The sequence below is a fragment of the Pradoshia sp. Z3_51 genome (genome assembly GCF_058215915.1).
Window position 1 is genome coordinate 1 of sequence record NZ_JBZAJC010000006.1, and the last position, 25,228, is coordinate 25,228.

Consider the following 25,228-nt stretch of genomic DNA (forward strand, 5'->3'; position numbering starts at 1 on the left):
GCCAGGATCAAACTCTCCGAAAGATGTTTGATCTAGCTAAATTTTAAAGCAAATTGACGAGATTTTAAAAATCTCTTTTTTAGACTTGCTTGGCGTTTCGTTTTGTTTAGTTTTCAAAGAACAATCTGTATGTCGTGTTAGCGACTTTTATATTATATCAAGATAACTTTTCTTTGTCAACAACTTTTTTTAAAAGTTTTTTTGACTTATTTTAACTTGTTATCTCGTTCGCGTTAGCGACTTTTATATTATATCAGAATAACTTATTTTCGTCAACAACTTTTTTAAAGTTTTTTTAACGAATGTTCAACGAAGTGAACGATAGTTAATATATCATGGACAACTATTAGGATGCAAGTACTTTTTTACTTTTTTTCGCTTTTTTATATTATTTCTACATAACATCATAAAAATCACATATATCCAATACATTGACATACAACTCTTCATTAAGATTAGCAGTGTTCGTTTGCCTAACCATCCTGATCACTAAGCACGCCCTTTAATGTTCATAAGAATAAATTCCTTCAACAATACACTAAAAATCGGAAAAAGTTCAACACCAATTATATTTAAAAAAAACAGAGACATCCTTCTTGGATGCCCTACAATGCAATTAATAGTTAACTTCGCTATTCTCTATTGCGTCTCTTCTTCTATTCATTAATATAAATAAAGATAACCCCACCAATACTAATGATGCACCAAACAATTGTATAGCCGATAGGCTTTCATTAAATAAAAAGTACGCCAATACTGCCGCACCTATTGGTTCAAATAATATAGCCATCGATATTTTTGTTGCACTAACCCATTCAATTGCCCAATTAAAAAGTGAATGCCCCAACAATGTAGGAATGATTGCAAGCAAGATAAATAGGTACCACTCTTTTTTAGGATAATCGAATAACTCCTGGCCGCTCCCCAATACATAGATCAATAATATAATTGCGCTAATACCGTATACAATAAAAGTGTAAGCAGTTAACCCCATTCTTTTACGTACCATTTGTCCAATCAAGAAATAAGCTGTTGCAAGAGCACAAGCTACTAAGGCAAGTACATCTCCGAACAAAGCTCCCTTATTATGCGAAAAATCGCTGGCACTAATCAATATACTGCCTGAAATCGCCACAATAATACTTACGACTCCACCGATAGATACTCGTTCCTTAAATAAAAAATAGGTACCTAAAAAAGCAAATATAGGCTGCATTGTGACTAGGACAGTTGAATTAGCCACTGAAGTATACCGAAGAGACTCAAACCAAAAAATAAAATGAAAAGCAAGAAACGCTCCGGCCGCTGCACATAATACCCAATCTTTTTTATTAATCCTTCCTATCTCTTTAACAGCCTCCCTACAAAAGTACGGAATTAGAATTAAACAGGAAAATAACATGCGGTAAAAAGCAATGACTCCAGACTCGGCTTCCGAATAGCGAACAAGTATCGCTGAGAAGGATACAGCAATCACTCCTACAACAATGGCAAGATAAGGTTTAAAAAGTGACTGAGTCATATATTATTCCACCCTTTAACTGTAATTTAAACAAATAAATATTCATAATTCATAATTCTGGAACAGATCCGTCTCATATTCTATTCTATATAGAAGAACTTATAAAGGCAGGTTAGCAATATGGATTTCTCAATTGATATACAGATGATTATTAAATTATGCATATCAGCAGTATTAGGGCTTATCATAGGACTGGAACGGGAAATCAAAAGAAAACCTGTTGGTCTGAAAACATCTCTAGTAATCTCAATCGTTAGTTGTTTATTAACTATTGTCTCTATTGAATCTGCATATAATGCAAAAGGATCAGCATATGGAGTCACAGTAACAATGGATCCGCTCCGTCTTGCAGCCCAGATAGTATCCGGAATTGGTTTTATTGGAGCTGGCGTTATATTAAGGAGAGGCAATGACAGTATATCTGGTTTAACTACTGCAGCATTAATTTGGGGAGCAGGCGGAATAGGGATTACAGTAGGTGCAGGTTTTTATATGGAAGCAATAGCAGGTGTAGTTTTGTTAATCATCAGCGTTGAATTGCTGCCCATGTTATTTAATTATATTGGGCCAAAAAAGTTTAGAGAAAAAGAGTTAAACCTCCAGTTAATTATTGCAGAAAAAGACAGTATAGCGCCAATTATAAATTTAATTGAACAAAAAGAGATTTCAATTAAGTCTGTTCGCATAAAAGATCTGACTAACAGTCATCAAATTCGTTTAAGAACCACAATAGACAGCAAAAGGCTAATTACAGATGTTTATTATTCCGTTTCTTCTATCGATGGAGTCATGAGCATTGAAATTGAAAATGCATAATCAATAGGAGCAGGAAAGAAGCATAGGCAGTTTCTTTCCTACTCATTTTTACCCTGCATTATAGCTTGGTTAAGTTAGAAGATTCAGCAAAAATACTTCATACAAGATTGACATTCGTATTAAATTAGTTAAAATAAGGTTGTACATAATTTTATTACTTATTATGGGGCTATAGTTCAGCGGGAGAATGCTTCGCTGGCAGCGAAGAGGTCAGGGGTTCGAATCCCCTTAGCTCCATACCGGAAAACCCTTGTATATCAAGGGTTTTTTCTTTTTTTACAGGAGACATCTATGCAAAGAATCGGTTGAGTTGCACAACTAGTGCACAATTTGTTAACTAGGCGTTTGACCTTAGAACTTCAAAGCGGACCTCCATAACAATTATGAGTGAAGATGTACTACTGTATAGTTAGAATTTATTATGTTATTTTCTATTACAGCCATAATGATCAGCGAGTACATTTCCATTCCCCCCAAATAGCATAAAAAACAATTAATAATGATTTGTTAAGGAGCTACAGTCGTTGCTCCTTTTTCTTCTGCTTGAAAGAAGGTTTCTGAGAGTCAAATTCAGAATACAGGTTTTAACTCCTAAGACTTTCTAAGCACTTAAAAAAAGACCTTAATTTAAGTTAAGGTCTAAAATTACATATCCATATCCTCATTTATAAACAATTCATCTACTGTTGTATCTAATACTGCAGCTATACTAAAAGCCAATTGTAATGTAGGGTCATATTTATCGTTTTCAATCGCATTTATCGTTTGTCGTGATACATTGCAAAGTTTAGCAAGTTCTTCTTGAGATAGCTTTGCTGATTTTCTTAATTCTCTAATATGATTTTTCAACTTAACCACCATATTTCTTTTTGCAAAATAGTAGTGAGATTAAATACACTAAAGAAATACCTATAAGAGCAGTAAATGGATTTATGCCTTCGTAAGTGTTGTCTGTCCAGAAAGTTACATAAATAGATTCAACAAGATTAATCAATAAATATCCAATAACACCTGCAAATGCAAACGACTGAGCTTTCATCTTAATAAAATCTTTTCTTTCATCACCCAGTTGAGGTAATGACACAAGAGTAACGATGATGAGTAAAACACAAATTGCTAAAATCACAAACAACAGCAAGATAGCTAACCAATCCATTAATGACAGCTCCTTTGAAAATGTAAAAACCTTTTGACATTTTTATTGTATCCATACTCATCATAAATGTCAAAAAGTTTTTACATATCGGACTTCTAAATAATATAAATTATTCAAAGGCAGTAATCTAATGTATCTCACTTCTATAGGTTAACTCCCTGCTATCATCATCACTCTTGCAGTTGTATTAAAATCAAATCCACTATCTCGGTATGTGTTAAATGACCTGTTACTTTCACTTCATTTTCCACTTCCAAATAATCATTTGGGGTCCACCATTTTCGTAAAGCATCTACACCGAACTCTTCCTTTTTATCACGTGAGAGATGACGTTTTACCGTTTCTTCGAATGACAAGTCAAAATAAAAGATATATGCCTTTCCGCCATAGAACTGGATTAAGTCATTTAGCATTTGACCATAGCGACTTTTATTCAGAATTCCTTCAACAATGGTGTGTTCACATCTCCCTTTCCCATACTCAGCAATTTGACGAATCAAATCAATCGAAAGATTTCCTTCTCTATCCTGAACCTTCAACATCTCACGCCGAACATTATCTTGAGAAACTAACAGGGTACCTTTTCCTAACTGATCTTGAATGCTTTTAGCAATGGTTGTTTTTCCACTTCCGGAGTTTCCTCTTAGAATAATTAAGTTTGATTCCATCAATCCCATTCCCTATTATGTTTTTTATTTCTCTATAAGCCTCTTATGAAAATAATAATTCGGTATGATTAATCATTTTCCTTTTTATCATCTAAGTAAAAAAGTCGCCTCCTATAAATTAGGAAAGCGACTTTATGTCTCTACTGCTTAAACGGTCTTTTAAATTTAGATCAAAATCCTTACTTAAGTGAATATGTATAGTCTTTAGATACTCTGAACGAAGCTCACTATTAAATAAACAGCAATACAAACCACAATACTTTGTAAGTAAAGGCCTGCTTCCTTCTTTGCAGATTCATCTTTACTATTTTGATTTTTCACGGAACGTACGGAACCATAAAGAATACCTGCAATAACAGCAATTATTAAGGGAACTGTATTCATAGCATCTGCCTCCTTTGTGATTATTCTAACATAGAAGTTTTTCTTATATTATCTATAATGCTTTTGTGTATCAAATCTATTTACTATCCATAAAATAAGTATTACATTAGTTAATTTACCAAAATCTTCAGTATATATTTTTCGGTGAATATTTAGATACTACCTATTAAATTTGTTACGTTAATAAAAGATTAATTACATCTCAGGGGGTTCATAATGAAAAGTGGTAAACTGCTCTTTCTATTAGTATTGAGTATTATGCTGGTTGCTTGCTCATCAAAGGATGAGGAAAATAAAAATTCCGATAATGTGGATGTCAATAAGGGAATGGTAAATGTTGAAGTGACATTACCTGCATCATTTTTTGAAGACACAGATATGGTGAAACTAAAGAAAGAGGCTAAAGAGGACGGGGTAAAAGAAGTAATTGTAAATAATGATGGATCGGTTACATATAAAATGTCCAAATCTAAGCATAAGGAAATGCTGAAAGAGATGGGAGATACAATAGACACTTCCATTAAAGAAATAGAAGCCGATGAAGACTTTCCTTCAATTAAAAAGATAGAACACAATAAATCATTTACAGAGTATACGATTAAAATGGATCAGGAGCTTTATGAAAACAGCAGTATGGACGGATTTGCCTTCTTCAATTTAGCTTATCAATCACTGTACTATCAATTATTTAATGGTGTAAATGAAGATGATTATAAGGTTACCTTCCAGCTAAAGAACGAAGAAACCTCCAAAACATTTGATACCATCGTTTATCCGGATGATATCCAAACAGATGAGAATAAAACAGAAGAGAATAAGTAAGCCAATTTTAAGCTGTCTTCCCGATGAAGGCAGCTCTTTTCATGAATGAATAGTATTTCCACTATACAAATTCTGCTTTTCGTAAAACAATTCAATTGGTTCCCTCTCTTATACTATTTCCTCTTCGGAGCAATTTATTTTAAAAAAATTCCATCTCGATAAAACACCGAGAATCTTCAGTTAAGGGGAGATAATAACTTATTTTTAAAGAAGGTATAAATAGCCTTTCCCCAGATTTGAATACAATTGATTAATTATCTTTCTTCACTTTTATGACCTACTGCTTGCTCTTCCATAAGCTTTTTATAGAAAATCAGTGTTGTATTCTCATTTAATTTTCGGAGTTCACCGGTATTTATATAACCCATTTTTTCATATAGATGACAATTCCGTTCTTCTTCTTTTATCGTGGCCAGTTCCCAGCTTTTTGCTTTGCAATAATAATCTTCAATGATTTTTATTGTTTCCTGTGCAATTCCCATCCCCTGATATTCAGGTAAAATGAACATGGGACTGATTTTATATTCTTCGGTCCCCTCTCTCCACAGAATATTAATGGCTCCAACTAGCTGTTTATTGAACATAATTTTATAAAATACACCATTAGGATTGTTTAATCGTAGGATCAGCCGATCTACTTTTTCATTTGCAGGATTCGTATCGTAATCCTTATATTTTTCTAATAAAGGCATGAACGATTTGCGTTGGATGGCAAATAAAACTGCTGCATCCTTTTCATCTGCCTTGAGCAATTCAATACTCAAATTATCACTCTCCACTTGCTTCTAATTATTTAGATATGTATCCTGCCACGCTCTTTTCCTACGCCCTTTGTCTCAGCAAAAACGCACTTCTTCATTTATTTCGAATACGATGATAAAAAACGGAAGGGACTGTAAGAATGGAATCTGAAAATGACTTAAATATATTGGATTTCGCCCTCCCGCTGCTGGATATTATTGTGATTATGCTGACAGACGAAAATCCTGTAAACGGGGTCATCCTTTTAGTGCTATTAAAAGCCGTAACAAACGATCCTTTAATGGAAATATTGTTTATGATATTAGCCATTGTTCTATGGGCTGCCCGACAGAGTGAAGAAGATTGAACTGTTTTTTAATATAAGACAGGCTATCTTGATTCCCACGTTCATCATAGGCTTAAATAACAAAATAATATTCTTGACTGCAAACTTGAAAAAGGCGCTATGTTGTTTAGCCCTTTTTCTTCATATTTAGGTAACATGGTTATGCAGTAATACTACTACACTTTTATAAATATGGGATGGCGTTGATCGGCATGATTATCTAGCCCAAAATGGAACAGATGAAATAAAAACACGGATTTTATTAAATCTAAGTGTTTTTATAGGAGTATCATATAGTGAAACGACCGACTGCCTCTCACAATTGTTACATACTTTCCGATTTTATTTTCTTGGTGGTAGGGTTTATATAGGATTGATAGGATTTCCAGTAAACAAAAGCAACAAGAATAGATCCGCCTATGGCATTCCCCAAAAAGACAGGTACAAAGTTATTAAAATAATCCATCCAGGTAAAATAACCTTCAAATATTGCTGCCGGAATCACAAACATATTCGCTACTACGTGCTGAAAGCCAATTGCTACAAATGCCATGATTGGAAACCATATCCCTGCTATTTTTCCTGCGATATCGTTTGCACTGTATGAAAGCCAAACACCTAATGCCACAAGCCAGTTACAACCAACACCTGAAATAAGAGCCGGCCAAAAATCAACATCTATTTTATGAGCAGCCACGTCCACCGTTTTTTCGAGAAAGACACCGCTGGCTGTAAACTCTCCTAAGTGGCCAAAGAAATAAGCTACAAAAATAGCACCTGCGAAGTTGCTAATCGTAATCCAAAACCAATTGTGAACTAATCGTGAGAAAGGAATCCGTTTGGCAAGCCAGGCCATTGGCACTGCCATCATATTACCAGTCAATAATTCTCCGCCTGCAATTAAAATTAAAATAAGTCCAAGTGGGAAAACAGATGCACCAATAAATGTTCCAAAGGTCCCCCAGTCTTCAGGCAAGCTTGCGGTTACTCGGATATATAGTAAATAACCCACAGATATATAAGCACCGCCCAAAAATCCCAATAGTAATAAATTTGTTAAAGGTAAACTGGTCTTCTTCACACCTGCTTCTACTGCTGCTATGGCAATTTCCTGTGGAGTTTTGAAACTCATGTATGTTCTCTCCAATCTATGTAATACGTCTTCCACATCATCATATGGAAATAATTATCAATCTATCCAAGTTTATTATATTCGTATTTTAGAAATGCTTAAAGAGAACATTTTATGAATAATTCAAATTCTAATGATGTTAACTAAAAAATCCCCTCCGTTTTTTACAGATGGGGATTTAATTTATATCATTTTTTTATGTTCTTTTAATTCTTCATCAATCATGGAATCGAGTTTTATAATACTGGCTTTCGCTCTTTCATACTCAATCTTCCGATAATGGTGAAGGCCGCCTTCCTCTTCATCTTTTTCATCTGCCCATTTAACAATCTGTTGAAGAGGTGTTCTAACAATATCATTTGAAGGTAAAAAGGAATCTGTATGAAATAAAATTGCGAGGGAGATCGTTTTCGCCTGAACCGGATTTTCACCAAGCCTTATTAATAATTTATGCGCTCTTTCAGCGCCCTTAATTGGATGTATATCGTTCTTTCTATATAAATCATAATCCCATTTACCATTACGGTACCAAGTAAAATGTCCAATGTCATGGAGCAGACCTGCTTTTGCTGCAGAATCGACATCGATATTCTGTTCTTTCGCTAAATGAAAGGCATGGTAAGCAACGGCAATTGCATGTGCCAAGCCAGAACGATTTAAATATTTTTGAGCAATGCGATGCTCAAATATATCAAGTAAAGTTACTTCTCTCATAAGGTCTCCCTCCCTGGTTATTTTTGTATATTTATAGAGATAAATATATATTTTTGTGCATTATAGCATGGATACTTCACTGTTTAAAAGGAATTTATTATTCTATAAAATTATCTTGTTTCTGTACTTTTAAACGAAATTTTACAATCAGCCTTCCTTTACACCCTTATTCGCATTCATTCTTTTGCACTTTATGGCTAGTATTATCGCTAATCTTGGAAAACCGTGGCAGCTTGTCAAGATATTAACATGGACCAAGTTATTATTCATTATTGTATGTTCATGCCCTGTCTTTAAAAACGGCAAAATTCGTAGTTGGGCAGATACTAGTTTAGAAAAAACATAAGTATTTCCGAAAAACTCCCACACAAAAATATCCAGGTTGACTTGTTTATCATCATCTAAAAAGGGAATTTTGTGAATACAGGAGGAGGAGTACAAATGAATCCGTATCAAACTTTTTTCTTCGAGGATGATGGTAGGATACCTAATAATCCAAACTTACCAGTCATTCTATATAATCAAGCTGTAGACAGCCCTGAATCCACTATGGAAAGCCTATTTAATGAAAATCAATGGCTAAATAGTTGGACAAATGGGGTATTTGACTATCATCATTATCACAGTAATTCTCATGAGGTACTAGGGGTTATTAGAGGTGAAGCCACCCTTATGATTGGCGGTGAAACAGGAAGGAAGATTCATGTTCAGTCAGGTGATGTGATTATTCTTCCAGCCGGAACCGGCCATAAACGCCTTAGAGCCAGCTCTGACTTTTCTGTCGTTGGAGCTTATCCAAATGGGATGGACTATAACACTAAATACGGGAAAGAAAATGAACGTCCTGAAGTATTAGAGGAAATTAGCAAGGTTCCCATCCCAAAGACTGATCCTATTAACGGTAAGGATGGTCCTCTGATAAAAGAGTGGCAGGTATAATTTCAAAAGAAGATATGCATGTTATACCGTTTGATAAAGTAGTGTGACTTTAAATTGTTCAGCGATTAATCTCCTGATTTTTTAGCGTTCTGCAAAACAATATTTTACTGTCTTTCAAAATGTTTCAAAGACTATTAATAGGGAATAAAGAACTTACTAAAATGAATATATAGGGGAATTATTATATGCCGGATACAAAAACAAATTTAAGTTTATTAGAAAAACAAGATATGACCAATCCACAAATCGTACCACAATGGGTAACAGAAGAATACCAAACATTTCATAACATTGTTACAAACCCAACATTTCCATGTTACTTTGGTATGAAAGCAGAAAATAAAGGAGAACTCCGTTATGCGTATATGACTCATAATGATTGGTCCTCTCTTCCAAAAGCAGTAGAAAGCTTTCTTGAACTATTTAAGAATCCACCTCATATAAGACACGGTTTATTTGTTTTTGTTGAACCTGAAAAAGAGGAACGCGATATCCCTTACTATAGAGATTATTTTTGGAGAATCCTACAGTATTTACACGAGCATGATCCGAAGCTTTGGCCTGAGGATAAACCGAAGGATCCTGAACATTTCCTTTGGGACTTTCACTTTGCCGGTGAACCATTCTTTATCTTCGGCAATTGCCCTGCCTACAAGCAACGGAAAACCCGTGACCTCGGTAATAGTTTAGTTCTTGGCTTTCAACCGCGAATGATTTTTGAAGGACTTGAAGGGACTGAAAAAGGCGGAATCATGTCCAGAGAGAAAGTTCGTGAACGAGTAGAGAAATGGGATCAGCTCCCTAAGCATCCGGATATCAGTCATTATGGGGATCAAAACCATAATGAATGGAAGCAATACTTTATCGGTGATGATATAGAACCAATCGCTGGGAAATGTCCATTTCACCATAAAGATTCATAATCATATAAAAAAGAAGCTGATCATTGAATCAGCTTCTTTTTTATAGAGTGGGAGCTTGTACGCCTTCAAGATTCGATACATTATTTAATAATCTGCTGAACCCGTCCCACCTGGCCATCCGTTAACCGTACCTTAATGCCATGCGGATGTGTTGCTGAATTGGTTAAAATATCTTTAACGATACCGCGAGTTAATGCACCTGAGCGCTGGTCTTTTTTTAACACGATATCGACTTCCAGTCCTGCTCGTATATCACTACGATTCTTTCCATTGTTCATTTTTCTAACCTCCCTTATTTATCTCGATCCATAAATACATTCATTGAGCATAACGTAATCTATCCACTAATGGTATAATGGACAAATAGTAAAATCCACTTTTTTGGAGGCAATATGTTAACTTTTGAAGAAAAAATTGCAATTATAGAGTCCTTTAAGGAACTCGAACGTAAAAATGTTTCACTTGGGCGTATCAACTATCAATATCCTGAAAGCAAATTAGATAAATCGAATGTTGTTTATCACCTGCATCCAAACGGTAATGGTTTCGTTTATGCAGAAGGCATTCCTGGGTACCGTGTGGGTCAAAAGGGATTGGTGAATATCAAGGATTTTTCCGCTGAGCAATTAGAAACTATCATAGCTAAATCCATAGAGCTTCTATCTACTGATCCTTATGAAGATTATGCTGGCGATATAGCAGGTGAAGAAGAAATCTGGAGGAATAACGAAGGACATACTCTTACCGTTATAGCAGAAGAGGATATGTGGAATGTATATGCTGGCTTAAACCTAGATGGCACATTCCCATCCTACAATGAAGCAAAATCTTATTTAATGGAAGAAGGATTCCATAAAGTAAAGTAAACGAAAAGTAAAGTAAACGAACCTAACAGCCCGTTGGTAATCCATAATCCAATGGGCTGTTCCTATTTAATCCAACAAATAAACGGACCATGCAGACACTATCTAATTTATTTACCTGAAAACTCTGCCTTTCGCTTCATAAAGAAGGCACTGATTCCCTCCATCGCATCCTCCGAACGGGCTATTTTCAGCATATTCTCTAGTTCAATTGAGATTCCATCTTCTAAGGAAACTTCTGTACCTCTCCCCACAGAATCAAGGATCCCTTTAAGCGCAAGCGGCGGCCCTTCAGCTAAATTGGCTGCAATCGCTAAAGTTTCATACTTCAGCATTTTAGCAGGCACAACTTTGTTGATTAAACCATACTCCAATGCTTTTATCGCCGAAATTTTTTCACCGCTTAAGATTAATTCAAGAGCCCGCCTGCGGCCAATCAATCTTGGCAGCCGTTGGGTCCCCCCATAGCCAGGCATAATTCCGAGCTTTATTTCTGGAAGAGCAAACTCTGCTGTGTCTGCAGCTATTACCAAGTGGCAAGCCATTTGCAATTCATTCCCACCACCCAGCGCACGACCGTTTATACTTGCAATGATAGGTTTAGAGAAAGACTCAATTCGGTTAAATAGATCATGCATCCATTGAATCATTTCCCTCGCTTTTTCCGGATCCGCTAAATCTGAAAATTCATTTACATCTGCACCAGCTGAAAAAGATTTTTCTCCCGCTCCGACTAATATAATAGCTCTAATCATATGATTATTTTCGATATCATCCAAATAGGTGCCAATCTCATATAATGTATCTCTGCTCAATGTATTTAGGGGAGGTCGATTAATCGTAATGATTGCCACCTTATCAGTTACCTCCAACAAACAATTTTGCCCCATTCCCCTACCTCCCTTTCCAGTATTACAGCAATTGCCTGACCAAAACCGATACACATGGTTGCAAGCCCAAATCTTCCATTTGTTCTTTCCAATTCATTAAGTAAAGTGGCTATAATACGAGCTCCACTTGCGCCCAGAGGATGGCCCAATGCGATCGCTCCTCCATTCGGATTTACTTTATCCATATCTGGTTCCAGCTCTTTCGCCCATGCTAATACAACTGAAGCAAAGGCTTCATTCACTTCAAAAATATCGATATCATCCATGGAAAGACCTGCCTTATCCAATACCTTTTGTGTTGCCGGGATAATAGCACCGGTAACAAGAGCTACTTTTCCTTCCAGTGAAAATGACATACTTATTAATCTCCTTTCGATTTAGGCAATGACAGGCCAACTGCTACTTCATTAGCAGCTACCTCGATCTCTGTATATGCGTCTTCTTCATACATTTGTTCAATAACTTCTTTATACTTTTCTTCTATTTCTTTAAAACGTACCTTTAAGGACGGAGTCATCTCCCCACCCTCCACAGTCCATTCTTTCGTTACAATGATTAGTTTTTTGGGCTGTTCATAGCGTGCGAATTTATGAGTATTGGATTTTACTTCTCTCGTAATCAATTCCTGTACTTTTTTATTCGTAACCAACTCATTGACAGAACCACGAATGCCCTTCCTTTTGCACCAGCTCTTAAGATTTTCATAATTTAGAGTTAATAAGACGATTACATACTTCTGATTTTGTCCAACCAAAACGGCATTTTCTATATAAATACTTTGGTGAAGTGCATTTTCCACAGGCTGTGGAGCCACATTTATCCCCGAAGTAAGTACTATAATCCGCTTCTTTCGATCCACAATTCTTAAGAAGCCATCTTCATCAAACTCGCCTATATCGCCAGTCTTGAACCACCCATTTTCAAAGTGTTCCTTGGTAGCCTCTTCATCATGATAGTAACCTTTCATGATACTTGGGCCTTTAACAAGTACCTCACCATCATCTGAGATATGGACGTCCAGGTTCGGCAATGGTTTTCCTACTGTTCCAACTTTGGTTCTGGAAAACGGATTTACGCAGATAACGGGGGAGGTTTCTGTCAGGCCATATCCTTCAAGGACCGGAAGATCAACACTCCAGAAAAACTTCCCGATTTCTGGATTTAAAGCTCCTCCGCCTGATATAAAGCCTCTGATTCTTCCACCCAATTGTTTTTTTACTTTTTGGTAGACAAGTTTATCAGCTATTTTCCACTTTCTCCTAAACTCTTTCGGTAGTTCACTTTTACGAACCATTACATCTGTAGCACTGGATAAATAATATTTATATCTTGTATTTCCGACTTTAAGTGCCCAGTCAAAAATTTTTCTGCGAATAGGGGTACCGGATTCGACCATCTTTTGAGCCTGGGCATATACTTTTTCAAATAACAATGGGACACTGACTAGGATGGTAGGTTGTACTTCTAGAAGGTTTTGTTGTACGGTATCAATATTTTCTGCATAAGCAATTGTTGCACCAACTGACAAAGGAAAAAATTGACCTGCCATACGTTCAAATATGTGGGATAGTGGTAAGTGGGATAACATGATGTCGTCAGGCCGGGCTTCCAACACCCAAAATTGAACGCCTTCAACATTTGATAAAATATTTCCATGCGTTAACATTGCACCTTTTGGATAACCAGTTGTTCCCGAGGTATGAATAATCGTTGCTAAATCATCTCTTGTTATTGCCTGGAACTCATCTTCCCAGTTAAATAAAGGATGTTTTTCACCTGCTGACATTAATTGTTCCATTGTCAGCATATCTTCTTTCTTTTCTGCTAAGGAATCACCGGGATAAAAGATAATCAGTTTATCGAGAGTAGAATTAGCAAGAATCTTTTGCAGTTGCTTTTGATTTTCTACAAAAAGAAACTTACAGTCTGCATTACTGAGAATGTAAGAAATCTGATCAGATGGTAAAGTTGAATGGATTGGCACACTGACTGCACCCAAACTCATAATCGCTATATCGCTTATAGCCCAGTAAGGATTATTATCAGATAATATGGCTACATGATCACCAAAGCCAACCCCATAATGTGCCAGTCCGGCAGCCGTTTGTGAAACCTGTATCCAAAAATCCCTGTATGTGATCCCCTTATATTCACCTGCTACTTTAACCAAAAAACCATTCTTTTGTGAATTTTTTTCGGCTGTTCTCCAAACCATCTCTACCAAATTTGCAGGTTTCATAAAACACCTCCCTTAGGCCTACACGTCGTAGGGTCACGAAGACGTTGCCACACGATGTGGCGTTTTTAGTCTTTGGTCCACCTTACATGGTCTCCGTTTTTAGCGAGATCTAGCTTCCGTGGCTAAAAGCTCGGGACATAAGCATAGCCTCTTCGGGGGAAGTTCATCCCCTATGAGCCTCTGTCTTATGCTCCTCGCTTTTGAGCAAGCCACTCCAGCTTTTCTTGAGATCTAGCTTCGGCTCCTAGCTCCTCGAGTCATAAGTGTAGCCACTGCTGGAGGGAGAACACCTCCCTACGTGACTCCTCTTATGCTTGTCGGAGCTGAACAGTCGCCTCAGCCTTTCTTATAAATATTCCTTTACGTTATATTGTTTCAGTATTCCTTCTAGTTTGATTGCTTTTCCGATGTCGCCTTTGATTTTTAGTTTGCCGGACATGAAGGCTACGGTTCCGTTTAGTTTGCCGAGAAGGAATTGGCGGAAGTTTTCGACAGACATGGTGAGTGTACAATCCGCTGGTGTTTCTTCTCCTTCGACTACCTCTGCCTGACCATCGTGTATATTAAGCTGATAGATTCCTTCTTCGGAACCGGTGATTGTGAATTGATAGCGTGTCGTAATTCCTTGAATTGGCTGAGGATCGTTTTTAAGTGCTTCCTCAATTTTTTCAAAAGACTCTCTTAATGTATAATCTTCAATTGCTTTTCCCATTTTAAAATTCCTCCCTTTATTATTAAAGGATATTTTTTTATTTTTCAGTTTTATTTAGATGCAGCATTTTTGTCCTGTCGTTTCACCACCTCCTGAACGTATTTATAAAATCATTACACACGAATACCATATGGTTCATACAGATGACGCGCAATAATTAATTGCTGAATTTGATTAGTCCCTTCAAAAATGTCATAAATTTTTGCGTCACGATATAATTTCTCGACTAGATGTCCCTCAAGACCATATGGACCGAGTATTTCCTGACAGGCTGAAGTAACCTCCAAAGCAATCTTTCCACCATAGGCCTTACACATGGCTGCTTCTTTTGCATTCGGTTTTCCCAAATCTGCTTTCCAGGCAGCTTCCCAGGTTAACAGACGAGCTCCCTGAATTTTTTGCTGCATCTCTGAGAAGAGTCTCAGGGCTTGATGATAATGATTGCCGTGCTGAGGATATTCTCTTTTTACAAAATCCAATGTATATTCATAGGACGCTCTTGCAATTCCGGTAGCCATAGCTGCGATTATGGGCCTTGTGTTATCGAATGTTTTCATAGCAACCCTGAAGCCACCTGATCCATTCGCTTTATTGACATAGGCCTCTTCTCCACCTAAAAGGTTTCCATCCGGAACAAAGCAATCCTCAAACACAAGTTCTGCTGTTTCAGAAGCACGAAGACCCATTTTTTCCGCCAATCTCGAGCATGAGAAGCCGGGTGTACCTTTTTCTATAACAAATGCCCGGTGACCAGCCCTACCTAAATTGCGGTCTACCGTAGCAAATACAACAACCCAGGAAGCTCTTTTGCCATTTGTAATAAATATCTTCTGCCCGTTTATCACATAACCGCCGTCCACTTTAACAGCTGTCGTCTGTAAACCGGATACATCAGAACCTGCCTCTGGTTCAGTCAAAGCATATGCTCCCCACTTCGGTTTCTCATCTCTGGAGAAAATGGATAAAAAACGTTCCTTTTGTTCCGGTGTGCCGCTATGCTGAACAGGCGGACCTCCAAGCCCTGGCCCGGGTAGTGTCAAGGCAATCGCGCAATCTCCCCAGCCTAATTCCTCAGAGGCAATGACTCCCAATCGATTTCCTTGGCGCTCCTTCGCTTTTTTTAAATCTTTTTTCTTTTTATCATCATTGGACTCTCCAAAAGAAGACATGCTTAAAGAAATTCCGAGTTGATTTACTTTATCCAGCCAATCATCCGGTACTTTCTTTAATTGATCGGCAATCATGGATACCGGTCGCATTTCATTTTCAGCAAACCAATGGACCACTTCCTTAACTTGACTTTGATGTGGCGTCAACTCGTATGTGATCATTACTCATCCCCCTCTCCTTACCATACATGATCCAGTTTCCTGCCCTGATTTCTAAATCGCCCTCTTGTTCAAACCAACCGACTTGTGCCTGAGCGTCCCTCATCCACTTCTCAACAGGATGGTCCTGAACATATCCATGCCCACCAAGGAGCTGTACAGCTGAATCTGTTACATATCGAAGCGATTGATGGGCTTTTTTAAGTGCCTGGATACTGTGGAAAACAGCATCAGTTTCACCTTCATCAATTTGTTTTGCCGTATATAAAACAAGATGCCTTGCTGCACCCGTCTGGATAGCCATTTGTGCAAGGTTAAAAGAAACACCCTGGAATTTTGCGATTTCTACCCCAAACGCTTTTCTCTGGGAGGTATATTCAACTGTGTAATCAAGGGCAGCTGCCATAACACCAATTTCTTTTGCAGCCTCTAACGTACGTACACGGCTCAATGATTGATCCATCCAAGTTTCAGCTTCGGCACCACTAGCCAAAATATTGTTTTTGGAAACGCTTACTTCTTTAAGCTGAATTCTCGAAAAGCCGGCACTCAATAGCCCCAAGCGATAATCACCGTCAAGCACTCTCCAAGAATGATTATTGTCTTGATCTATCCAGAACAACACCGCTTCACCATTAGTAGCAGTTCCTGCAATTAATAGATATTCAGCCTTTCTGGCATTTTTCAGCGGACTCGTTTCTCCATCAATGATGTATCCATTGTCTATTTTTTTAATTTGGAGTTTATGTTGATTGGGATAAACAAAGGCGACTGTTGGGCAAATTCCCGTTTCACACTGAGTTTGATAAAAAGAAAATGCGTTATGATCCTCTTTTAGTCGAATAAACGATGCTCCCTCCCCGGCTCCTGGAAGCCCCTGAATAGTATCAAGGTCACCATAAGCAAGCGCCTCAACAATCTGTACCTGGGAAACGAGCGGCAATTCCAGGCCACCGTATGATTCAGGCAGTTCCAAATTTAATAATCCAAGGTCACTCAACTTTCTGACCACGTCCTCACTTACACCCTGATTTTTTTCCGTTTGCCTGGCATAGGGACGGATCTTTTTAATTGCAAAATCCTTTGCTACATCAACAAATGCCTTTTCTTCCTCACTTGGTAAAAAAGAAACCAACTTTCTCCCTCCTTCATATCAATAGTTTATTAATTTGAGAGACTGCTAAATGAGCGCATGACCAATCGGTTTAATAATCTAGCAAGATATTCTACATCTGTCTTTTGGTGATTTGGTTCCCGGAATTTTTGAATGACGACCTCATTGATTGCTCCAACCATTGCCTGAGAGATGATCCTAACTTCCTGTTCATTCACATTCTCCGGAAACTCCTGGTAAGCAAAAAAAAAGATAAGATCTGCGAAACTTTTAAGTGCTTCTCGTCTGACCAGTTCTACTTCGAAAGAAACTCCGACTGATTCGAGTAAAATAAAATTGGCAACAGCCTTATTGGAAAAGCAAATTTCCAAATAGCGAAGAATTCCGGCATATGCTTTATAACCAATGCGTGGTTCCCGTAAAGCTGCAAGCTTAATCTCTTCTGCAACTTCTCCAATCAAACTTTCACAAAGTGCAACAATCAAAGTCTCTTTATTGCCGAATTGTTGGTAGAACGTTGTTTTCGAGACATGTGCATACTCAACTATGTCCAGAACTGATGTATTCTTGTAACCTCTTGTAGTGAATAATTGCAGGGCTGCATATAGCATTTTATCTCTTGCTTCGGTCGGCAGGTCATTTACATATAACATTCTTATCATTCCAATCCCATGTGTGAGTACGAATACGTATTGGTATCATCATACCTACACAAAAGGGAAATTTCAACAAAATTGTTAGAAAATTTAATTTATTTTCTTCAACAAAAAAAGAGCCTCCCAAAGTAAAATGGGCGGCTCTTAAATGAAAATGTTTATTTAAATATTTCAGGATAGATTTTTTCAGCTATCAATTGCAAGCCTTCTGTTAAACGTGGTCCCGGTCTTGACACTGTGTCATTATCTACATCATAAACCTGCTTATTTTGAACGGCAGGTACCTCGGACCAAGCTTTTCTTCCATATACCTTTTCTTCTGGATTTTCAATATAATAGCCATATGTAGTAAGAATAACATCAGGATTGCGATCAATGACTTGTTCTTCATTCATTGTTACCCAACCCTCTTGATCAGCGGCAATATTCTCTGCCTGAATGATATCAAGCATTTCGTCTATATAGGTTCCGTTAGCCGCTGTATATAAATCCGGTGAGGAAGATACTTCAATCCAAACCTTCTTCTTATCTTTTATAGCACTTGCTTTCTCTTTAATTTCTGCTACTTCTTTTTTCATATCCGAAATAATTTCATCAGCTTTGTCTGATGTTCCGGTTGCTTTAGCAATCAATTCAATTGTTCCATATGCACCATCAAACGAATTGGCGTCAGGTACGATAATAACATCAATACCAGCTGTCTGGAATTGTTTAATGGTATCCTTAGCATTATTAAAATGACTGGCAGAAAGCAATAAAAGATCCGGATTTAATTCCAACACTTTTTCAATATTGATTTCTAACCCGCCGACCTTAGGTTTGTCAGCAGCTTCTGTAGGAAAATTACAATAATCTGATACACCAATGATTTTCTCTCCAAGACCTAGTGCATAGGCCGTTTCAGTATTGCTTGGCAGCAAGGATACGATCGTGTCCGGCTTTTCCTCAATCTTGATGCTTTCTCCGGATCCATCCCTTACCTCAACAGGAAAGGCTGTGGACGTTGATTCAGAAACCTCTTTCTTCTGGTTTGAGTCATCTTCAGTTGACGAACACCCAAACATTAACATAGATAGCGTAAGCATTAGCATAAATAAAAATAAATAGTTTTGCTTTTTTAGCATAGTTATTCCCCTTTCCAACATAATAAAAAAGCCTTAGCTCGAAAAAAGCTAAGGCGAAAATCCACATTATAATAACAGGATTGGACGCCTACTTTTCCCTCCGAAAAATAGTACATACAAAAGAAAGAGCAGGTCTCCTGGCTGACGCATCAATTTACTCTGATTTACCTTCCCATGCTCTAAACAAAGAGCCGGTGGTTTACAAATCATTTCATCCGCGTATACAGTAGCGGGGGCTGCACCGGATTTGCACCGGTTTCCCTATTATCCTAATAAATAAGGCACTCTTACACTATTCAATATTTATATTTTTTATATAATCAGCTATCTTCATTCTTCTTCATATTCAACATCAGTATGTTCCCTGCAAAATTGTAAAACCATCGATAATTCATCTTCCTCAAGCTCAAAATCCAAAATACTTTGTGTTTCACTTTCTATAAACTCATATTTTGAAATTTGGTCCTGATTTTCATCCATTACATATATAACACGCAACAGAAGACCCTTATCGGTATATAGTTCATCTTCCTCGGGAACGGAAATCTCCAGTACATATTCGAACCTTTCTCCAGAAAGGATACCAAACGGGTCTTCCAGTTTCTCAACTGTATAACTTTGTATCTCGATCATCTTTATCAACCTTTCTAAAATGCTTATGTCTATTATACATGTTCAATCTCTTTATTAAACATTTTACCCAATTATTCAACTCCGTTTAGGAATATTTTTTAACAAGAATCAAAAACTATATTAAAATCACTTAATCCATAGGAGTTTATTATGCGTACTCTATCTGTTCTCACATTGCTCATTATCCAGCTTCTTATTCCATCTGAAACATTTGCAAAGACAGCCTACCTCAGTTTTGATGATGGTCCCTCAAACATCACACAGGAAATCCTCGATATCCTCAAAGTTCAGGATGTTAAGGCAACCTTTTTTGTAACGGGAACAGCCAGCCCGGGACATATGTATTTATATAAAGATATCGTAAAAAATGGACACGCTCTTGGACTGCATTCCTATTCTCATAATTATTCCAAAATCTATCGATCCAAGGATACTTTTTTTAAAGACATTACTCAACTGGAAGAATTTTTGGAAAGGGAAGTAGGCGTAAGCCCGAAAATCCTACGATTCCCCGGCGGCTCCAATAACTATGTCGCAAAACAATATGCCGGGACTGATTTAATGGATCAATTAAAGACTGAGGTAATAAAAAGAGGATATAAATATTATGATTGGAACTGCGATGCTAACGATGGATTAAATCCTCCAATTCCAGAAAAAAAATTACTTAAATTAATTATGCAAGGGGTAGGTGAAAAAGAAAATCTCTATATCCTCCTGCATGATTTTAACGGCAATACAACAATCGTGGATGGGCTTCCGGAAATCATTCGCCGTCTGAAACATAAAGGATACACCTTTAAAATAATGGATGAGTCCACACCAACTTTTGAATTTTAAAAATGATAAACAATTGCTGGCCATCATTCTGTAACGCTTCTTTTCTAACTTGAAATAAGGTTTACATTATAAAACAAACGCCCTTATTTAGGGGCGTTTTGTTTTTTTATTCGACTACAATGTAATTGCCATGTTCCATATTGATTACGTATTCCGGCTTTGGAGGCTTACCTCCGTGCTCCTTGATTTTCGCTTTATGACCAGCGATATGCTCAGGACTCTTTTCCCATGCTTTCCATGCTTCCTCTGATTCCCAGCGGATAATCATGACAACTTCTTCTTCCCCACGCGTTGTTTTTTTCACTAACAACTCCCGACTTATAAAGCCTTCACGCTGCTCAATTAACGACGGACCTTGATCTGGCTTCTTTTTGAAGCGTTCCAATACCTTGCCTGAATTGCCCTCTGTCACTATCCATTTACGAATTTGAACAAACATACCTAATCGCTCCTTATTAAAGGAGCATGCCCCACTTGAGACATGCTCCTTGTTATGAAGATTATTTTAATTCATTTAAGATTTCATCTAATTTTTCTGCTTCAGTCGTTACACCGTTACTTGAGAAGTACCAGTTAACACCGTCTAAGTAGACAATTTTGCCTTCTTTGTAAGCACTAGTTTTTTTGATAATATCATTTTCAATATCTTTTTTAATTGTTTCTACATCAGAAGCAGTACGGTCGATAATTAACAATACTTCTGGATCAACAGAAAGGATTGACTCATAAGAGAAATCAGAACCGTGGGAAGATGCTTCGATATCAGTTGTTGCTGGCTTGAAGCCAAAGTCATTATATACATATGCGAAACGTGAATCTTCACCATTGTCGAAACCGGAGATTTTCTTGTCATTGTACATCGCTACCAATGCATTTTCATAACCAGCAGCTTTTTCTTTTACTGCATCAACTTTTTCTTGTAATGAAGCTTTCAATTCTTTGCCTTTTTCTTCTTTATCAAAGATTTGAGCTGCTAAATCAACTGTTTCATATACAGCCTCTATGTAATTATCATTGTCAGAACCAATGAAAATAACGTTAGGTGTGATTTCTTTTAATTGTTCATAAAATGGTGTTTGACGACCAGAGATGAAAATAACATCCGGCTCAGCAGCTGCTACTGCTTCAAAATCGATTTGCTTTAGTGTACCAACATCGGCAACACCCTCAGCAACATATTTTTCTTTTAAATGCGCTGGCATATTTCCTTTACCGCCACCAGCAGCTACGCCTACGATTCCTTCAACACCTAATGCATCAAGTGTATCTAAAAAGCCATAATCAAGAGCTACAATGCGTTCTGGCATTTTATCTAATTTTACTTCTTCAAAAGTAGTTGTTTTACCTTCTTCGTCTTCACGAGAATCGGTTAAGGAAGATACTGTCATTGGGAATTTAGAACTTTCAGTAGTTCCTTTTTCTTCTGTTTGTTTTGTCTCAGAAGAGTCCCCTGTTGTTGACTCATCGCCTGTATTACAAGCTGTCAGCGCTAATGTTAACGCCGCCATAGCAGTTAAAATTTTCCACTTCTTCATTCTTCGTTCTCCCCCTAAATATGTACTTCAATTGAAAACGATTATCATTTTCAATCGACATTCTCATTCTAAATGAGAATCACAAAATATGTCAACACTTTTGAAGTGTTTGATAATAATTTTATTATTTCATCTGATCCAACGAGAATTAGACATAGATGACTACGTATTCTTCTCGTGATTTTCTCCCCTTAAAAAGTTAAATATCAGATAAAAAATCCTTATCGAAAGAAATACTTAACAAAAAAAAGACTCCAAAATAAAATCTATTTTAGAGTCCTCATGGAAACTTAAGTGTATGACCCTTAACTTGAACAAGATTTTGCTGCTGTCAATTGTTCCAAAAATATAAGGCCAGAATCTATTTTAGAATCTAATGTGAATTAAAGTATACACATATACGACATCCATCTTGCTCTTGTACAGGAATATGCATGTCATATACATCACGCAAGGATTCTGAGTTAATAATCTCATGCGCTGGACCGTCCTTTATCAGACGCCCATCCTTTAACGCCACTATGCGATCAGAGTATACAGAAGCAAAGTTGATATCATGCAAGACAATTACAACCGTTTTCCCTAACTCATCTACCAGCTTGCGCAGTATTTTCATAATTTGCACAGAGTGTTTCATATCCAGATTGTTTAATGGCTCATCTAATAAAATATAATCCGTATCTTGTGCAATAACCATTGAAATAAAGGCACGTTGTTTTTGACCGCCTGATAACTCATCCAACAGCTTATCCTGCATATCTGTTAAATTTAAATACTCCAGTGCTTGGTCTACAATTCGTTCATCATCTGCATTCAGCCGCCCTTTTGAATATGGATAGCGTCCAAAAGAAACAAGCTCGCGTACGGTTAAACGAATATTCAAGTGATTGGTCTGCCTTAAAATAGCCACCCGCTTTGCAAAAGCATCTGATTTCATTTTCTTAACGTCAGTTTGATCTAAAAATACTTCACCTGTATCAGCATCTAAGAGACGGCTCACCATTGATAATAACGTTGATTTACCAGCGCCATTTGGACCAATAAAAGAAGTGATAGCTCTTGGTTGGATTTGCAATGTTACATTTTCAATAACAGATTTTTTCCCAAAGCTTTTAGAAAGCCCTTTAATATCAATCATCCTGCTTTCCTACTTTCCCTTAGTAATAAGTAAATAAAGTAAATCCCACCGACAAAGTTAATAACGACACTAATCGTTGTATTCAAATGGAAAACATGCTGAACAAGAAATTGTCCTCCGACAAGCGCAATAATACTGATCAAGCTTGCCCCAATGATTAATATCGAATGCTTATATGTAGCCAAATATTGATAGGCTAAATTCGCCACAATTAATCCTAAAAATGTTACAGGTCCAACCAGTGCGGTAGAAGTAGCGATTAAAATAGACGATAGAATCAGCACTTTCAGCACGATTTTATCATAGGCGACACCAAGATTAATCGCGTTATCTCGACCTAGTGATACAACATCTAAATCACGTAATAACCGATAGCCATATATAAAGGCGGTACATAAAATAACAATAGCAATGCTCAGTAATTCCGTCTTCACGTTCATAAAGCTGGCAAACAAGCGAGCTTGCAAACTTTCATATTCCACAGGATCAATTAGAACTTGCATGAACGTTACCAGACTTCCGAGTAATGTTCCAAGTATCATACCTGCTAATAATAGAAGAAAAATTGGATATTTATCTGCCCTGAATAAAAAACGATACAAAATCAATGCGAATACTACCATCGCAATGATTGCTACACTAAAGTTTAAGTAACGGCTTACAACGAAGATTGAAGCCGACCCTGCCGTAAAATAAATGACAGTTTGAACGACTTCATACATCGAGTCGATCCCCATAACAGATGGTGTTAATAAACGGTTATGTGTAATGGTTTGGAATATAACACTTGCATACGCAATTGCCGTTCCGGTAATAACCATAGCAACTATGCGCTCAATACGCTTTGGAAAGGCGTAACTAAAACCGCCCTGAATATTATAGAAAGCAAATAAAGCCATACATCCAATTGCAATAACAGCTAAAATAATTAGCTTTACACTATTTTTTCGCATATGCTTTCCCCCTAAACAACATAATTAAGAAGATCGCACTGCCAATTACTGCAACTGTAGTATTTACAGGTATCTCATATGGATGGACAATCAATCGGCTTAGAATATCACATGCCAATAAGAATGCCGCCCCCATGAATATTGTATGAGGGATTGTTTTACGTAAATTATCGCCCAGATAAAGGGAAACCAGATTTGGTACAATCAACCCTAAAAACGGAATAATCCCTACCGTTAAAATGACTGTTGTAGAAATTACCGCTACGATAACTAGACCAATGTTTAACACTGTACGATAACTTAAACCCAGGTTTTTCGCAAAATCCTCACCCATACCAGCTACTGTGAATTTATTTGCATATAGATAAGCAATGATAATTGCTGGAACCGCTACATACAACAGTTCATAGCGTCCTGAAACGATCAAGGTAAAACTCCCCAAGAAAAACGTATCTACATTTTGCAGAACATCCGCTTCATATCCAATGAATGTTGAAATCGCCCCGATGATATTACCGTACATAATTCCGATAAGAGGGACGAATATGACATCTTTGAATTTAATGCGCTCAAGTAAATTCATAAAAATAAATGTACCAATTAATGCGAATGCAAAACTAAATAGTATTTGCCCCATATAGGACATATTAGTAAAAAACACCATAGAGACAATGACACCTAGTTTTGCTGCATCTAGCGTACCAGCCGTTGTCGGTGATACAAACTTGTTTCGGCTTAAGCTTTGCATAATTAAGCCCGCAATTCCCATTCCTGCACCAGCTAAAATAATGGCCATTAACCGTGGTAATCGACTCATCAAGAAGATTTGCGTCTTGTCTGAATCTAAATCTAGTAAATCACTCGGTTTAATATCAATAGCCCCTATAAATAGCGAAATAAAGGATAGGATAATAGTTACTAATACTAACATCCATAGTCTCATTGAAATCCCCATCAAATTAGTTTCTCAACAACATTACTGATAATGATAATCATTATTGAGTCGTCTTTAATTATAGTCAATGAAAATAGTAAAATCA

General features: G+C 37.1%; 29 protein-coding genes, 1 tRNA gene, 1 pseudogene and 1 riboswitch. Of the genes and pseudogenes, 8 read left to right on the plus strand and 23 right to left on the minus strand.

Annotated elements, in window-relative coordinates; genetic code table 11:
- Positions 1-616: 616 nt before the first annotated feature.
- Entirely contained in the window at positions 617-1,522 is a 906-nt protein-coding gene (locus AC4BHA_RS12475; protein ID WP_140461687.1) for a DMT family transporter, read from the minus strand.
- Positions 1,523-1,642: 120 nt separating this feature from the next.
- Here AC4BHA_RS12475 and AC4BHA_RS12480 point away from each other — a divergent pair, with 120 nt between their 5' ends.
- A complete protein-coding gene (locus AC4BHA_RS12480) occupies positions 1,643-2,338 on the plus strand; it encodes an MgtC/SapB family protein (protein ID WP_066106820.1) in 696 nt (231 codons plus the stop codon).
- A gap of 165 nt (positions 2,339-2,503) precedes the next feature.
- Positions 2,504-2,575: transfer RNA gene (locus AC4BHA_RS12485), tRNA-Ala, on the plus strand.
- Positions 2,576-2,983: 408 nt separating this feature from the next.
- On the opposite strand, the gene AC4BHA_RS12490 is transcribed toward AC4BHA_RS12485, so the two are convergent.
- The 4 genes from AC4BHA_RS12490 to AC4BHA_RS12505 form a co-directional block, all read right to left on the minus strand.
- Complete coding sequence (locus AC4BHA_RS12490) at positions 2,984-3,187, minus strand: helix-turn-helix transcriptional regulator (protein WP_066106817.1); 204 nt, start codon at positions 3,185-3,187, stop codon at positions 2,984-2,986.
- A gap of 1 nt (position 3,188) precedes the next feature.
- A complete protein-coding gene (locus AC4BHA_RS12495) occupies positions 3,189-3,494 on the minus strand; it encodes a hypothetical protein (RefSeq protein ID WP_066106813.1) in 306 nt (101 codons plus the stop codon).
- A gap of 170 nt (positions 3,495-3,664) precedes the next feature.
- Positions 3,665-4,162: a kinase gene (locus tag AC4BHA_RS12500; protein ID WP_441294135.1), complete on the minus strand. Its 498-nt coding sequence runs from the start codon at positions 4,160-4,162 to the stop codon at positions 3,665-3,667.
- A gap of 204 nt (positions 4,163-4,366) precedes the next feature.
- Positions 4,367-4,546 (minus strand): hypothetical protein, encoded by a 180-nt coding sequence (locus AC4BHA_RS12505; protein WP_066106805.1) that lies wholly within the window; start codon positions 4,544-4,546, stop codon positions 4,367-4,369.
- Between the two features lie 216 nt (positions 4,547-4,762).
- Here AC4BHA_RS12505 and AC4BHA_RS12510 point away from each other — a divergent pair, with 216 nt between their 5' ends.
- Positions 4,763-5,368, plus strand: a complete 606-nt coding sequence (locus AC4BHA_RS12510) for a hypothetical protein (protein ID WP_490558738.1) — start codon at positions 4,763-4,765, stop codon at positions 5,366-5,368.
- Between the two features lie 254 nt (positions 5,369-5,622).
- Here the strand turns inward: AC4BHA_RS12510 and AC4BHA_RS12515 are convergent, their stop codons facing one another.
- Positions 5,623-6,132 (minus strand): GNAT family N-acetyltransferase, encoded by a 510-nt coding sequence (locus tag AC4BHA_RS12515; RefSeq protein WP_490558739.1) that lies wholly within the window; start codon positions 6,130-6,132, stop codon positions 5,623-5,625.
- A 137-nt stretch (positions 6,133-6,269) separates the two neighbouring features.
- Here AC4BHA_RS12515 and AC4BHA_RS12520 point away from each other — a divergent pair, with 137 nt between their 5' ends.
- The gene (locus tag AC4BHA_RS12520) at positions 6,270-6,476 is read left to right on the plus strand and encodes a hypothetical protein (RefSeq protein ID WP_066106799.1); all 207 of its coding nucleotides are present in this window, start codon (positions 6,270-6,272) and stop codon (positions 6,474-6,476) included.
- Between the two features lie 304 nt (positions 6,477-6,780).
- On the opposite strand, the gene AC4BHA_RS12525 is transcribed toward AC4BHA_RS12520, so the two are convergent.
- Together AC4BHA_RS12525 and AC4BHA_RS12530 are read right to left on the minus strand one after the other, a co-directional pair.
- A complete protein-coding gene (locus AC4BHA_RS12525; RefSeq protein WP_066106796.1) occupies positions 6,781-7,587 on the minus strand; it encodes a formate/nitrite transporter family protein in 807 nt (268 codons plus the stop codon).
- A gap of 183 nt (positions 7,588-7,770) precedes the next feature.
- Entirely contained in the window at positions 7,771-8,301 is a 531-nt protein-coding gene (locus AC4BHA_RS12530) for an HD domain-containing protein (RefSeq protein ID WP_066106793.1), read from the minus strand.
- A 441-nt stretch (positions 8,302-8,742) separates the two neighbouring features.
- On the opposite strand from AC4BHA_RS12530, the gene AC4BHA_RS12535 reads away from it, so the two are divergent.
- Both AC4BHA_RS12535 and AC4BHA_RS12540 read left to right on the plus strand, forming a co-directional pair.
- Positions 8,743-9,240, plus strand: coding sequence for a cupin domain-containing protein (locus AC4BHA_RS12535; RefSeq protein ID WP_490552339.1), 498 nt, complete (start codon positions 8,743-8,745; stop codon positions 9,238-9,240).
- Positions 9,241-9,425: 185 nt separating this feature from the next.
- Positions 9,426-10,163 (plus strand): YqcI/YcgG family protein, encoded by a 738-nt coding sequence (locus AC4BHA_RS12540; protein WP_139892335.1) that lies wholly within the window; start codon positions 9,426-9,428, stop codon positions 10,161-10,163.
- An 80-nt stretch (positions 10,164-10,243) separates the two neighbouring features.
- Here AC4BHA_RS12540 and AC4BHA_RS12545 read toward each other — a convergent pair whose 3' ends face one another.
- The gene (locus AC4BHA_RS12545; protein WP_139892334.1) at positions 10,244-10,441 is read right to left on the minus strand and encodes a YwbE family protein; all 198 of its coding nucleotides are present in this window, start codon (positions 10,439-10,441) and stop codon (positions 10,244-10,246) included.
- A 114-nt stretch (positions 10,442-10,555) separates the two neighbouring features.
- Here AC4BHA_RS12545 and AC4BHA_RS12550 point away from each other — a divergent pair, with 114 nt between their 5' ends.
- Positions 10,556-11,029, plus strand: coding sequence for a hypothetical protein (locus AC4BHA_RS12550; RefSeq protein WP_139892333.1), 474 nt, complete (start codon positions 10,556-10,558; stop codon positions 11,027-11,029).
- A gap of 107 nt (positions 11,030-11,136) precedes the next feature.
- Here AC4BHA_RS12550 and AC4BHA_RS12555 read toward each other — a convergent pair whose 3' ends face one another.
- The 9 genes and pseudogenes from AC4BHA_RS12555 to AC4BHA_RS12595 all read right to left on the minus strand — a co-directional run bounded on the left by AC4BHA_RS12555 (position 11,137) and on the right by AC4BHA_RS12595 (position 19,722).
- On the minus strand, positions 11,137-11,916 hold the full coding sequence (locus AC4BHA_RS12555) for an enoyl-CoA hydratase/isomerase family protein (RefSeq protein WP_490552340.1): 780 nt from the start codon (positions 11,914-11,916) through the stop codon (positions 11,137-11,139).
- A pseudogene (locus AC4BHA_RS12560) lies at positions 11,889-12,242 on the minus strand (hypothetical protein); the annotation flags it as partial. The pseudogene AC4BHA_RS12560 and the gene AC4BHA_RS12555, both read right to left, overlap by 28 nt.
- A 35-nt stretch (positions 12,243-12,277) precedes the next feature.
- Positions 12,278-14,155: an AMP-dependent synthetase/ligase gene (locus tag AC4BHA_RS12565; RefSeq protein ID WP_490552342.1), complete on the minus strand. Its 1,878-nt coding sequence runs from the start codon at positions 14,153-14,155 to the stop codon at positions 12,278-12,280.
- Between the two features lie 346 nt (positions 14,156-14,501).
- Positions 14,502-14,867 (minus strand): SCP2 sterol-binding domain-containing protein, encoded by a 366-nt coding sequence (locus AC4BHA_RS12570; RefSeq protein ID WP_066106771.1) that lies wholly within the window; start codon positions 14,865-14,867, stop codon positions 14,502-14,504.
- Positions 14,868-14,980: 113 nt separating this feature from the next.
- On the minus strand, positions 14,981-16,198 hold the full coding sequence (locus tag AC4BHA_RS12575) for an acyl-CoA dehydrogenase family protein (protein ID WP_490552343.1): 1,218 nt from the start codon (positions 16,196-16,198) through the stop codon (positions 14,981-14,983).
- Positions 16,158-17,330 (minus strand): acyl-CoA dehydrogenase family protein, encoded by a 1,173-nt coding sequence (locus AC4BHA_RS12580; RefSeq protein WP_490558740.1) that lies wholly within the window; start codon positions 17,328-17,330, stop codon positions 16,158-16,160. Before AC4BHA_RS12580 ends, AC4BHA_RS12575 begins: the two co-directional genes overlap by 41 nt.
- Positions 17,331-17,359: 29 nt before the next feature.
- Positions 17,360-17,971, minus strand: a complete 612-nt coding sequence (locus tag AC4BHA_RS12585) for a TetR/AcrR family transcriptional regulator (protein ID WP_490552346.1) — start codon at positions 17,969-17,971, stop codon at positions 17,360-17,362.
- Positions 17,972-18,123: 152 nt separating this feature from the next.
- Entirely contained in the window at positions 18,124-19,089 is a 966-nt protein-coding gene (locus tag AC4BHA_RS12590; protein WP_139892328.1) for an ABC transporter substrate-binding protein, read from the minus strand.
- Between the two features lie 110 nt (positions 19,090-19,199).
- Positions 19,200-19,393: riboswitch (cobalamin riboswitch) on the minus strand.
- A 26-nt stretch (positions 19,394-19,419) separates the two neighbouring features.
- Positions 19,420-19,722 (minus strand): DUF6509 family protein, encoded by a 303-nt coding sequence (locus tag AC4BHA_RS12595; protein ID WP_139892327.1) that lies wholly within the window; start codon positions 19,720-19,722, stop codon positions 19,420-19,422.
- Positions 19,723-19,872: 150 nt separating this feature from the next.
- On the opposite strand from AC4BHA_RS12595, the gene AC4BHA_RS12600 reads away from it, so the two are divergent.
- A complete protein-coding gene (locus tag AC4BHA_RS12600; protein WP_066106751.1) occupies positions 19,873-20,562 on the plus strand; it encodes a polysaccharide deacetylase family protein in 690 nt (229 codons plus the stop codon).
- Positions 20,563-20,668: 106 nt separating this feature from the next.
- Here AC4BHA_RS12600 and AC4BHA_RS12605 read toward each other — a convergent pair whose 3' ends face one another.
- The 5 genes from AC4BHA_RS12605 to AC4BHA_RS12625 all read right to left on the minus strand — a co-directional run bounded on the left by AC4BHA_RS12605 (position 20,669) and on the right by AC4BHA_RS12625 (position 25,131).
- Positions 20,669-21,001 (minus strand): antibiotic biosynthesis monooxygenase family protein, encoded by a 333-nt coding sequence (locus tag AC4BHA_RS12605; RefSeq protein ID WP_490552348.1) that lies wholly within the window; start codon positions 20,999-21,001, stop codon positions 20,669-20,671.
- A 61-nt stretch (positions 21,002-21,062) separates the two neighbouring features.
- Complete coding sequence (locus tag AC4BHA_RS12610) at positions 21,063-22,097, minus strand: siderophore ABC transporter substrate-binding protein (RefSeq protein ID WP_490552350.1); 1,035 nt, start codon at positions 22,095-22,097, stop codon at positions 21,063-21,065.
- Positions 22,098-22,470: 373 nt separating this feature from the next.
- The gene (locus tag AC4BHA_RS12615) at positions 22,471-23,235 is read right to left on the minus strand and encodes an iron ABC transporter ATP-binding protein (RefSeq protein ID WP_066106739.1); all 765 of its coding nucleotides are present in this window, start codon (positions 23,233-23,235) and stop codon (positions 22,471-22,473) included.
- Complete coding sequence (locus AC4BHA_RS12620) at positions 23,232-24,188, minus strand: iron chelate uptake ABC transporter family permease subunit (RefSeq protein WP_066106734.1); 957 nt, start codon at positions 24,186-24,188, stop codon at positions 23,232-23,234. Before AC4BHA_RS12620 ends, AC4BHA_RS12615 begins: the two co-directional genes overlap by 4 nt.
- Positions 24,175-25,131, minus strand: a complete 957-nt coding sequence (locus AC4BHA_RS12625; RefSeq protein WP_066106731.1) for an ABC transporter permease — start codon at positions 25,129-25,131, stop codon at positions 24,175-24,177. Before AC4BHA_RS12625 ends, AC4BHA_RS12620 begins: the two co-directional genes overlap by 14 nt.
- Positions 25,132-25,228 lie beyond the last annotated feature (97 nt).

What these genes read in the sequence shown, in the direction of transcription:
- AC4BHA_RS12595 (WP_139892327.1), bottom strand. Translation starts at nt 19,722, where the DNA reads ATGATCGAGATACAAAGTTATACAGTTGAGAAACTGGAAGACCCGTTT.
- AC4BHA_RS12475 (WP_140461687.1), bottom strand. Translation starts at nt 1,522, where the DNA reads ATGACTCAGTCACTTTTTAAACCTTATCTTGCCATTGTTGTAGGAGTG.
- AC4BHA_RS12555 (WP_490552340.1), bottom strand. Translation starts at nt 11,916, where the DNA reads ATGGGGCAAAATTGTTTGTTGGAGGTAACTGATAAGGTGGCAATCATT.
- AC4BHA_RS12585 (WP_490552346.1), bottom strand. Translation starts at nt 17,971, where the DNA reads ATGATAAGAATGTTATATGTAAATGACCTGCCGACCGAAGCAAGAGAT.
- AC4BHA_RS12495 (WP_066106813.1), bottom strand. Translation starts at nt 3,494, where the DNA reads ATGGATTGGTTAGCTATCTTGCTGTTGTTTGTGATTTTAGCAATTTGT.
- AC4BHA_RS12480 (WP_066106820.1), top strand. Translation starts at nt 1,643, where the DNA reads ATGGATTTCTCAATTGATATACAGATGATTATTAAATTATGCATATCA.
- AC4BHA_RS12505 (WP_066106805.1), bottom strand. Translation starts at nt 4,546, where the DNA reads ATGAATACAGTTCCCTTAATAATTGCTGTTATTGCAGGTATTCTTTAT.
- AC4BHA_RS12530 (WP_066106793.1), bottom strand. Translation starts at nt 8,301, where the DNA reads ATGAGAGAAGTAACTTTACTTGATATATTTGAGCATCGCATTGCTCAA.
- AC4BHA_RS12510 (WP_490558738.1), top strand. Translation starts at nt 4,763, where the DNA reads ATGAAAAGTGGTAAACTGCTCTTTCTATTAGTATTGAGTATTATGCTG.
- AC4BHA_RS12570 (WP_066106771.1), bottom strand. Translation starts at nt 14,867, where the DNA reads ATGGGAAAAGCAATTGAAGATTATACATTAAGAGAGTCTTTTGAAAAA.
- AC4BHA_RS12610 (WP_490552350.1), bottom strand. Translation starts at nt 22,097, where the DNA reads ATGAAGAAGTGGAAAATTTTAACTGCTATGGCGGCGTTAACATTAGCG.
- AC4BHA_RS12540 (WP_139892335.1), top strand. Translation starts at nt 9,426, where the DNA reads ATGCCGGATACAAAAACAAATTTAAGTTTATTAGAAAAACAAGATATG.
- AC4BHA_RS12565 (WP_490552342.1), bottom strand. Translation starts at nt 14,155, where the DNA reads ATGAAACCTGCAAATTTGGTAGAGATGGTTTGGAGAACAGCCGAAAAA.
- AC4BHA_RS12575 (WP_490552343.1), bottom strand. Translation starts at nt 16,198, where the DNA reads ATGATCACATACGAGTTGACGCCACATCAAAGTCAAGTTAAGGAAGTG.
- AC4BHA_RS12520 (WP_066106799.1), top strand. Translation starts at nt 6,270, where the DNA reads ATGGAATCTGAAAATGACTTAAATATATTGGATTTCGCCCTCCCGCTG.
- AC4BHA_RS12590 (WP_139892328.1), bottom strand. Translation starts at nt 19,089, where the DNA reads ATGCTAAAAAAGCAAAACTATTTATTTTTATTTATGCTAATGCTTACG.
- AC4BHA_RS12620 (WP_066106734.1), bottom strand. Translation starts at nt 24,188, where the DNA reads ATGCGAAAAAATAGTGTAAAGCTAATTATTTTAGCTGTTATTGCAATT.
- AC4BHA_RS12600 (WP_066106751.1), top strand. Translation starts at nt 19,873, where the DNA reads ATGCGTACTCTATCTGTTCTCACATTGCTCATTATCCAGCTTCTTATT.
- AC4BHA_RS12625 (WP_066106731.1), bottom strand. Translation starts at nt 25,131, where the DNA reads ATGAGACTATGGATGTTAGTATTAGTAACTATTATCCTATCCTTTATT.
- AC4BHA_RS12545 (WP_139892334.1), bottom strand. Translation starts at nt 10,441, where the DNA reads ATGAACAATGGAAAGAATCGTAGTGATATACGAGCAGGACTGGAAGTC.
- AC4BHA_RS12605 (WP_490552348.1), bottom strand. Translation starts at nt 21,001, where the DNA reads ATGTTTGTTCAAATTCGTAAATGGATAGTGACAGAGGGCAATTCAGGC.
- AC4BHA_RS12525 (WP_066106796.1), bottom strand. Translation starts at nt 7,587, where the DNA reads ATGAGTTTCAAAACTCCACAGGAAATTGCCATAGCAGCAGTAGAAGCA.
- AC4BHA_RS12615 (WP_066106739.1), bottom strand. Translation starts at nt 23,235, where the DNA reads ATGATTGATATTAAAGGGCTTTCTAAAAGCTTTGGGAAAAAATCTGTT.
- AC4BHA_RS12500 (WP_441294135.1), bottom strand. Translation starts at nt 4,162, where the DNA reads ATGGAATCAAACTTAATTATTCTAAGAGGAAACTCCGGAAGTGGAAAA.
- AC4BHA_RS12535 (WP_490552339.1), top strand. Translation starts at nt 8,743, where the DNA reads ATGAATCCGTATCAAACTTTTTTCTTCGAGGATGATGGTAGGATACCT.
- AC4BHA_RS12550 (WP_139892333.1), top strand. Translation starts at nt 10,556, where the DNA reads ATGTTAACTTTTGAAGAAAAAATTGCAATTATAGAGTCCTTTAAGGAA.